This is a genomic window from Methanophagales archaeon (assembly GCA_021159465.1).
Lineage (GTDB): Archaea > Halobacteriota > Syntropharchaeia > Alkanophagales > Methanospirareceae > G60ANME1.
On record JAGGRR010000082.1, the window covers coordinates 1 to 7927 of the forward strand.

Below are 7927 nucleotides of genomic sequence, written 5' to 3' on the forward strand. Positions count from 1 at the left end.
GCTCGTATCCGCAGATAATACACGCACCCTACAAACAGCTAAATGAAGGGAACATTACCTGCACTTCGTTCGAGGATGCCAACGGAAAAGAGTATAACGATTGGATACCCGCATTCAGGCTGTGGTATGCAAGCTTATAGCCTATAGCCTATAGCTTATAGCCTACAGCCTGCAGCGAATTTTTTTTAATGAGCGAAATATAAAAATATCTGAGTATCTGCACTGTATCAAATGACCAATAAATACCTGCTACTGGTGGTCGTCATAGTATCTGGCGTTATGGCAGTATATGGCGTTTATAGTTACTGCACGATTGGCAATAGCCCCCATATTAAGTAAATATGAAATATTCAAATTCAAGATACCATAGACACATATCAAGCCAAGCCGGCTATGAGGATCTCCACAATGCTTAGGAGAAAGCTTTTTTTGAAAAAGAAAACTCTTTGCATCTTTCGATATGAGGATTGACAAAGAGTTAAAGCCTTTATTTCTTTTCGGCGACAGGATAGCTACTTGAGTTTGTCATTTTAGAATAGTGCTATTCACATATGTTATCTGCATATAAACATTTAAATATGGAAAATGTACATGTTATATTGTATATCCATGAAGAAAGAAGAGCTGGTACATTTGCATTTGCTGCTGGCGCAATTGAAGAAGTATTGTGAGGAAAATGGGTTGGGCTGTAGTTTCGAGAAGTACAACGAGCTGGGTATCTCTCCTTTCCAGGTACATCGAAGCAAGGAGGAGCACAAGCAGGCGGTTCTCGTGCTTGGAACTGAACTGGCATCGTTAACACTGAGGAATAATATTAACTTTATCCGTAAATAAGCAGATGAGCAGTCCACTGCCCTTTGTTTATTATCTTATTTTGAATTATGTGCCCCGATTTGTAACAAAAAAATTATGTTATGATCTAATATGTGTTAACTTTTATTAAAAAGTGTGATTATATGCCTCTATTATCTCCCTACCCTCTATGAATACACTGTTGTGTCTCTGCGCATAACTCTTTGCATCTGACTTGGATAACGCATATCCCGTATTGCCATCCAGCATCTCACAGATCACCATCGCCGGAGGTATGCCCGCGAGCAGTGCGAGAGCTACAGAAAGTTCTGTCTGCCCCCTTCTCTCCTCGAGTAAGGTGTCAGCAGCTCTCAGTATCGCAACGTGCCCGGGGGTTCTGAAGGAGGATTGGAAATCGAAGGAACCAGAACTACCATTCAATACCTCTGCTACTGCTTCCCCTATCTTCTTTATTGTAAGCGCGCGGTCTCTATCAGTTATACCTGTAAATGTATCGCGGTGATTCACCCACAGAGAGAATGAAGAACGTTTATCATATACCAGATCGCCATTATCCTCCACCATTCCACGCAAGGGCGAACGTCTCAAGATGTCACTGATAAGCGGAAGACCGAATTTCTCAGCGGCAAATGGATGAATAGCAACACATATAAGCCCTCCTGCTTCGCGCCTGAAATACGCTATGTCCTTCGGTCTCACCATGGTTGCAGGCATTACCAAGTCTGTCTCACCTTCACGGTCCTCTGCATCGTAGATCAAGACGAGTTCCCCTCTTCTTAAACGTTCGATGCCCCTCTCTACCGAGTCTGGGATCATATCTTCACTTTAGTCCTTACCTCATCTCCTTCTTCCAGATTAAGTTCACAGCGCAGATAAACCGGAGAGATTATCTCCAGAACATCTTCCGGGTAATGTGTACGCTCGGGAATGATAACAGCACTTTTGATCCCTTCTGCCCTGGGGTTTAATATCTTACAGGAGAAACATCTGCCACCTCCAAAGGTCCTGTTCTCAGATTCAAACCCCTCTATCTTTATCCCTCTTCTCCAATTCAGCTTTTTACGCACTGCTATGCTATGGGAATCCAGGTGCAGGTTCAAGGTGCCAGGAAAAGGAGTGAAACCCAATTTGGTCTCGAATTGCTTCTTGTACCCCTCAAGTGTGGTGTAATACTTCCCCTCACCCAGACCTGTAATCAGCCGCCCAGCGATTTCTACCTCTATATTTGCGGTGGAAAAGATTGCCTGATATTCATAACACTCCTTCTTCAGTTCCTCCACACCCTTCTCTGTCAGTGTTATCCATTGCCCATCTGCAATTATCCTTCGGTGCACCAGACCCTTGCGTTCAAGCTCCTGAAGCCGTCTCGCTGCAGTTTGAACGCTTGATTTTATCGCCTCTGCGAAATGCCCGGAAGACAATTTGATTGGTTGTTCAATGGCACCGAGCAGAGCAAGCTTTCTTAACGAGAATATTATACCCTCACCCATCTTTCCATCACCTTCACATTTTTGAGATGTATCTCATATATAGGATATTTGTATCTAAAAACATATAAAAATAAAAACATATCCTCTCATTCTCAGTTCAATCTCAACTCTTTTTCGACTCTATCCAGCCAGCAATCAGTCCGAACAGGAGTCCAGACAGATGCGCTGTATGTGCAACCCAGTCTTGAGCACCTATCATGAAGACATCATATAACGCAAATAGAATCACCATCATCCACATCTCCATTGGAAATATTATAAAATAGACCCTCATCCTCGGCATCAGCATCGCGAGCGCGCCAAGAACGCCGCATATCGCACCGCTCGCACCCAGTGCAGGATAAAGAGAAGAGGACATACAGTAGCCAAGACCCCCGAAGATGCCGGATAGGAAGAATATGAGCAGGAATTTCGCACTCCCTACTCGCCTCTCCAGTACGGGTGCAAAGAAGAAGAATACGAACATGTTGATAAGGACGTGTTCAGGCCGCTGGACAGAGTGGAGGAAGATATGCGTTACCAGCGTCCATGGTCTCTCCATCACCAACCCAGGAATCAGGATCAAAAGATCAGTGTAGCCGGGAATGAGCAATTGCAGAAGAAAAGAGAATAAGATGAGGAACAGAATCAGATATGAGTAGTTATGAGAGAATATCCTGGGGATATCCGTATTAACTAATAATTTAGTCTTTGCACGCTCACGCTCATAATTCCTATTTCTATCTTTATCCCTATCACTACCACTACCACTACCATATCCTACACACCAGTGCCTATCGGGCGGGAAATGCTCTCTGCAAAGGGTGTCACCACAGTATTTGCATCTGTACGAAGCAGGTTTGCCGCATACAGTGCAGCGTGACCGAGTCATGTATAAGAGGAATAGAGAGTTGTATAAATATTTATTAAATTTTGGAGATGTTCTCCTTATATGCCTCTATTGTTGTCTCTATATCCTCTTCGGAATGTGCGAGGCTGATAAAATTCGTCTCAAATTGCGATGGTGGAAGGAATACCCCTGAGGATAGCATCTTATGGAAAAGGCGCATATACCTGTTCTTGTCACACATGAGCGCATCAGAATAGTTCCGCACAGCATTACCCGAAGGACTGAAGAATATCTTGAACATAGAGCCAACACCTGAGACATAAGCTTCTACTCCTGCGCCTGAATCATGTATTGTATCGGTTAATGCAGCACGCATACGGTCGCCAAGTGCGTTTATTCGCGGTAAAGCGTTCTCACGTTCCAGTATCTCTATCGTCTTGATGCCCGCAGTGATAGAGACGGGATTACCACTGAAAGTGCCAGCCTGATATACCCCCCCAACAGGTGCTACAAGCTCCATAATCGCTCTACTCGCACCAAAGATGCCGATTGGAAAACCGCCACCTGCAATCTTACCCAGGATGGTTATGTCTGGTATAACCCCATAATATTCCTGTGCACCGCCAAGTGCGAGTCTGAATCCAGTAATAACCTCATCAAAGATGAGCAGGACATCATGCTCCTTCGTCAATCTCCTCACATCCTCCAGATACTTATCCTCCGGCGGTATCGGTCCCACGTTGCCCATAACGGGTTCCATTATAACCGCAGCGACCTCTCCTGCGTTCGCTTCCAGGATGGTGCTCAGCGCTGTGATATCATTAAAGGGCACCTGGAGCGTGTTCTTGACCAGATCAGGAGGTATGCCTCTGGAATCAGGAATACCGAAAGTGGTGGCACCTGAGCCTGCTTTCACAAGAACGCCATCATGTGCACCATGAAATCCACCTTCTATCTTTATTATCTTATCACGACCAGAGAAACCCCTCGCAAGTCTTATACCTGCCATCGTCGCTTCGCTACCACTGTTAACGAACCTGACCATCTCAATCGAGGGATACAATGCTATAATCTTCTCTGCAAGCTTTATCTCGCCTTCATGTGGTGTGCCAAAGAGCCAGCCACGCTCAAGCTGCTCTTTAATCGCTTCTTTCACTTCCTCCGGTGCGTGTCCCAGAATGAGAGGTCCATACGCTAAGCAGTAGTCAATATATCCATTGCCCTCTACATCGTATATCCGCGAGCCCTTTCCACTGCTTGTAAAGAATGGATATGGTTTATATGCACGCACCGGACTACTAACGCCGCCCGGCATATATTTTGTTGCGCGTTCATACAGCTCTATGGATTTCATCATTTTTGCCATTTTACCATTTTTACCTCCGCAAGAAGAATTTATCTCCAAGCCCATATAAGTTTCTTGGTTTTATAATAACCTTCTTGTCCTTATCCTTCACTGTATAACCAATTTTGTAGGCTTCAACATCATGGCGCATAGCGGTATCAATGACCGCATCAGCATCATGCTCCCCTACAATGACGCAGAATCCTATGCCCATATTATAGACACTGAACATCTCCGCTTCCGTGATATTACCAAGCTTTTGCAGTATCGAGAATATTGCATGTGGCTCTGGCAAATAGTCTATCACAAACCCGAAAGGAGAGTGTACCCTGTTCAAATTCAATAGCCCTCCACCTGTAATGTGCACAAGTGCTTTTATATCAAGACCGTGAGAAAGCATATCCATAACTTCAGGTACATAGATGTGGGTAGGTGTGAGTAATTCCTCGCCCAGAGTCTTATCACTATCCAGTCCTTCAAAATGGCGGTTAATTATCTCTGGATGCTGTGCAATTACATGACGTGCCAAACTGAGCCCGTTGCTGTGTATGCCACTGCTTCTCAGTCCAATAATAACGTCGTGTTCTCTTATATCCGCCCCAGTGATCAGATGGTTAAGGGGCACTATCCCTATTGCAGTACCTACCAGGTCAAATTCATAGTCCGTTCGCACCCCAGATAACATGTCTCGCAGTTGTGCGAGCTCGCCACCTGCGATATTTATTCGTGCGATTTCAGCACCTTTTAGTAGCCCTTTACCTATTTCCCCAAGTAAACGCGGATTGGGTGCACGAACTGCGATATAATCGAGCATGGAAAGAGGCTCAGCACCTACACATAGTATATCATTAACGTTCATTGCGACACAGTCAATCCCCACAGTCTCGTATTTATTCATCATTTGTGCAACCAGTATCTTGGTGCCGACGCCGTCAGTTGATATTGCCATTCCCATATCATGCCCTATATCAATCACATTTGCAAAATAGCCTATATCCAGCTTCTGTGCACCGATACCCCCGCCTCGCCTGAACTCTCTCGTTTTACGTATATACGTCAGTAATTGTGCTAAACCAACTTTCTCCTGGGCTGTATCTACGCCCGCTGCGCTATAAGTTGCTTGCATCTCTCCTCAACATAAAAGTGTTTTATAGAACCCTATCGAGCTTTGCTACAAGTTCCTTCTCCGCTTCTGCGTAGTCAATTACAACTTCGGAAGGTAACCAGTTCGCGTAGAAATTCTGATGCGAAGCACCAGCGAGCCCAAATAACCTCGACAGTTCTGGATCTTCAGGTTCTGTTTTCAGCTTCGCTACGAATTTGTACCGTTCGCCATGAGATTTCATCTTGATGCCCCTCTTCGCAGCACCCCATAGCTTCAGCGAAGCTTTTTCCGTCAACGCTTTTTTAAATGGTTGTGCTTGAACGTAATCCTTCCTCTTTATCAGCTCCTCTGCTTCATTGAGGTATTTATTGTTCAATTTGAGGTAGTGTTCCACTTTTTCTTCCGCTTCCGTCCCAATAGCACTGCTCATGCTCATAATTAATTATAGTAAGTAGCCAATGATATAAAGCCACAATAAATAGTAATAGATATGGAAGTAGAGGTAAAGATAAGACTGAAGCATGGAGTTGCGGATCCGGAAGGAGAGAATACGAAGAAGGCATTAAATCTATTAGGATTCACGAATGTGGTGGCAGTGAGAACAATTAAGACGTTTATAATAGATGTAAAAGTAGAAGATGGGGATGGTAATAAGGATGGAGACGTGGAAAGGGTGAGGCACGAGGTAGAAGAGATGTGTAAGAGACTCCTTGCCAATCCCGTTATTCAGGAGTATGAGATAAACATATTGGGGTAGAGCAAAGCGATGCGTGTAAAAGAGATAGACCCCTGGGGTGTTACAGATATAAAGGAGAAGGATTACAAGCGATTATTCGATGAATTTGGCATATCCAGGTTTGGACCGCTTCTGAAGCGAATAGAGAAGCCGCATCTGTACATGAGAAGAGGTATCATCATGGGGCATCGGGGTTATGAGGACGTGCTAAGAGCGATGGAGGCAAAGGGCAAGTTCGCAGTGATGAGTGGTTTCATGCCCTCTGGTCGTGTTCATCTCGGTGGTAAGATGGTGATGGACGAGATTATCTGGCACCAGCGGATGGGTGGGGAAGCGTTCGCATGTATTGCGGATATGGAATCGCACTCGGTTCGTGGTCTCTCATGGGATAAATGCCACGAGATAGGTGTGAATGAATATATAGTAAGTCTCATAGCACTGGGTTTCGATATAGAGCGTGGTCATATATATTTCCAGTCCAGTAATAAGAAATTGCAGGACCTCGCTTTTGAGTTAGGAAAGGAAGTAAACTTCAGTGAGTTGAGTGCGATATACGGATTCTCAGGCGATGTGAACATCTCACACATGATAAGCGTGCTGGTACAGAATGCGGACATATTGCAGCCACAGCTGGTTGAGTATGGCGGTCCAAAGCCGGTAGTTATTCCTGTTGGCGTTGATCAGGACCCCCATATAAGATTGACAAGGGATATAGCTGCACGGATGCGCATGTTCCGTGTGGAGAAGCGATATACTGCTAAGGAGTGCAAGCCGTATATAAGCATAAGGGTGAAGCGTACGAAGCCTGGAGCGGTGGAAGAGATAGCAAAGAGGATAGAAGAGAAGTATCCCAGCCTCAAGAAGTATGAGATGCACGAAATGCACATGGATGTATATATACACGCTCCTGTCACTCCTGTTACCGAGAGTAACATAGATGCATACATGCACGGGATAGAGGAAATAGTGCGAGCAGTGGAGCTGGAATACGGAGGTTATGGCTTCTTCCTGCCTGCTGCTATTTATCACCGGTTCATGCAGGGGCTGACCGGCGGTAAGATGTCATCAAGTGTGCCTGAGAGTTATATAGCGCTAACAGAGCCACCAGAAGATGCTGCTGCTAAAGTTAAACAAGCGAAGACGGGTGGTCGTGTAACGGTAGAGGAGCAGAAGCGATTGGGTGGGTTGCCTGAGGAATGTACGGTCTATGAGTTATTGATGTTCCATCTGGTGGATGAGGATGCATACATAAGGGAGATATTTGAGGAGTGTAAAAACGGCAAGCGAACGTGCAAAACATGCAAATCGGAGGTGGCAGAATTGATGTTCGCATTTATTAAGAGCCATCAGGAGGCGAGAGCGCGTGCGAAGGAGGTATTAAAGGAGCATGGGCTTTATAAGCAGTGGTTGTTATAAAGCATGACTAAGGCTATACCAATAACACTTAAAAGCTATGATAAAATGACGAAGATAAAGGGCGATGTTTAAAATAAGATGAATAACAATGGAATAGCGCCAAACATAATAGATAATAGCCCTGGAAGGGAGTTAATACAAGTCATAAAAGACCAACTTAAGAAGTCGAATGGGGCAAAATTCGCTATTGGTT

General features: G+C 44.8%; 9 protein-coding genes. 3 read left to right on the forward strand and 6 right to left on the reverse strand.

From position 1 onward, the window contains the following. Window positions 1–609: 609 nt before the first annotated feature. Entirely contained in the window at window positions 610–834 is a 225-nt protein-coding gene (locus J7J01_04430; GenBank protein MCD6210127.1) for a UPF0058 family protein, read from the forward strand. Window positions 835–939: 105 nt separating this feature from the next. On the opposite strand, the gene ribB is transcribed toward J7J01_04430, so the two are convergent. The 6 genes from ribB to J7J01_04460 all read right to left on the reverse strand — a co-directional run bounded on the left by ribB (window position 940) and on the right by J7J01_04460 (window position 6012). Continuing rightward, window positions 940–1629 (reverse strand): 3,4-dihydroxy-2-butanone-4-phosphate synthase, encoded by a 690-nt coding sequence (ribB, locus tag J7J01_04435; protein MCD6210128.1) that lies wholly within the window; start codon window positions 1627–1629, stop codon window positions 940–942. Continuing rightward, window positions 1626–2303, reverse strand: coding sequence for a DUF120 domain-containing protein (locus J7J01_04440; GenBank protein ID MCD6210129.1), 678 nt, complete (start codon window positions 2301–2303; stop codon window positions 1626–1628). The genes ribB and J7J01_04440 overlap by 4 nt, the downstream gene beginning before the upstream one ends. 103 nt (window positions 2304–2406) lie before the next feature. Next, window positions 2407–3174, reverse strand: a complete 768-nt coding sequence (locus tag J7J01_04445) for a rhomboid family intramembrane serine protease (GenBank protein MCD6210130.1) — start codon at window positions 3172–3174, stop codon at window positions 2407–2409. A 34-nt stretch (window positions 3175–3208) separates the two neighbouring features. Further along, window positions 3209–4498, reverse strand: coding sequence for a glutamate-1-semialdehyde 2,1-aminomutase (gene hemL / locus J7J01_04450; GenBank protein ID MCD6210131.1), 1290 nt, complete (start codon window positions 4496–4498; stop codon window positions 3209–3211). A gap of 10 nt (window positions 4499–4508) precedes the next feature. Further along, window positions 4509–5603 carry a phosphoribosylformylglycinamidine cyclo-ligase gene (purM, locus tag J7J01_04455; protein MCD6210132.1) on the reverse strand — a complete coding sequence of 365 codons (1095 nt, stop codon included), beginning with the start codon at window positions 5601–5603 and terminating at the stop codon, window positions 4509–4511. A gap of 22 nt (window positions 5604–5625) precedes the next feature. Then, window positions 5626–6012, reverse strand: a complete 387-nt coding sequence (locus tag J7J01_04460; GenBank protein MCD6210133.1) for a hypothetical protein — start codon at window positions 6010–6012, stop codon at window positions 5626–5628. A gap of 60 nt (window positions 6013–6072) precedes the next feature. On the opposite strand from J7J01_04460, the gene purS reads away from it, so the two are divergent. Beyond that, window positions 6073–6339: a phosphoribosylformylglycinamidine synthase subunit PurS gene (purS, locus tag J7J01_04465; protein ID MCD6210134.1), complete on the forward strand. Its 267-nt coding sequence runs from the start codon at window positions 6073–6075 to the stop codon at window positions 6337–6339. A gap of 9 nt (window positions 6340–6348) precedes the next feature. After that, a complete protein-coding gene (locus J7J01_04470; GenBank protein MCD6210135.1) occupies window positions 6349–7734 on the forward strand; it encodes a tryptophan--tRNA ligase in 1386 nt (461 codons plus the stop codon). The last annotated feature ends 193 nt before the right edge of the window (window positions 7735–7927 follow it).

Bases quoted from the DNA above. Each gene is read 5' to 3' on its own strand.
- J7J01_04430 (MCD6210127.1), top strand. From the start codon at position 610: ATGAAGAAAGAAGAGCTGGTACATTTGCATTTGCTGCTGGCGCAATTG.
- ribB (MCD6210128.1), bottom strand. From the start codon at position 1,629: ATGATCCCAGACTCGGTAGAGAGGGGCATCGAACGTTTAAGAAGAGGG.
- J7J01_04440 (MCD6210129.1), bottom strand. From the start codon at position 2,303: ATGGGTGAGGGTATAATATTCTCGTTAAGAAAGCTTGCTCTGCTCGGT.
- J7J01_04445 (MCD6210130.1), bottom strand. From the start codon at position 3,174: ATGACTCGGTCACGCTGCACTGTATGCGGCAAACCTGCTTCGTACAGA.
- hemL (MCD6210131.1), bottom strand. From the start codon at position 4,498: ATGGCAAAAATGATGAAATCCATAGAGCTGTATGAACGCGCAACAAAA.
- purM (MCD6210132.1), bottom strand. From the start codon at position 5,603: ATGCAAGCAACTTATAGCGCAGCGGGCGTAGATACAGCCCAGGAGAAA.
- J7J01_04460 (MCD6210133.1), bottom strand. From the start codon at position 6,012: ATGAGCAGTGCTATTGGGACGGAAGCGGAAGAAAAAGTGGAACACTAC.
- purS (MCD6210134.1), top strand. From the start codon at position 6,073: ATGGAAGTAGAGGTAAAGATAAGACTGAAGCATGGAGTTGCGGATCCG.
- J7J01_04470 (MCD6210135.1), top strand. From the start codon at position 6,349: ATGCGTGTAAAAGAGATAGACCCCTGGGGTGTTACAGATATAAAGGAG.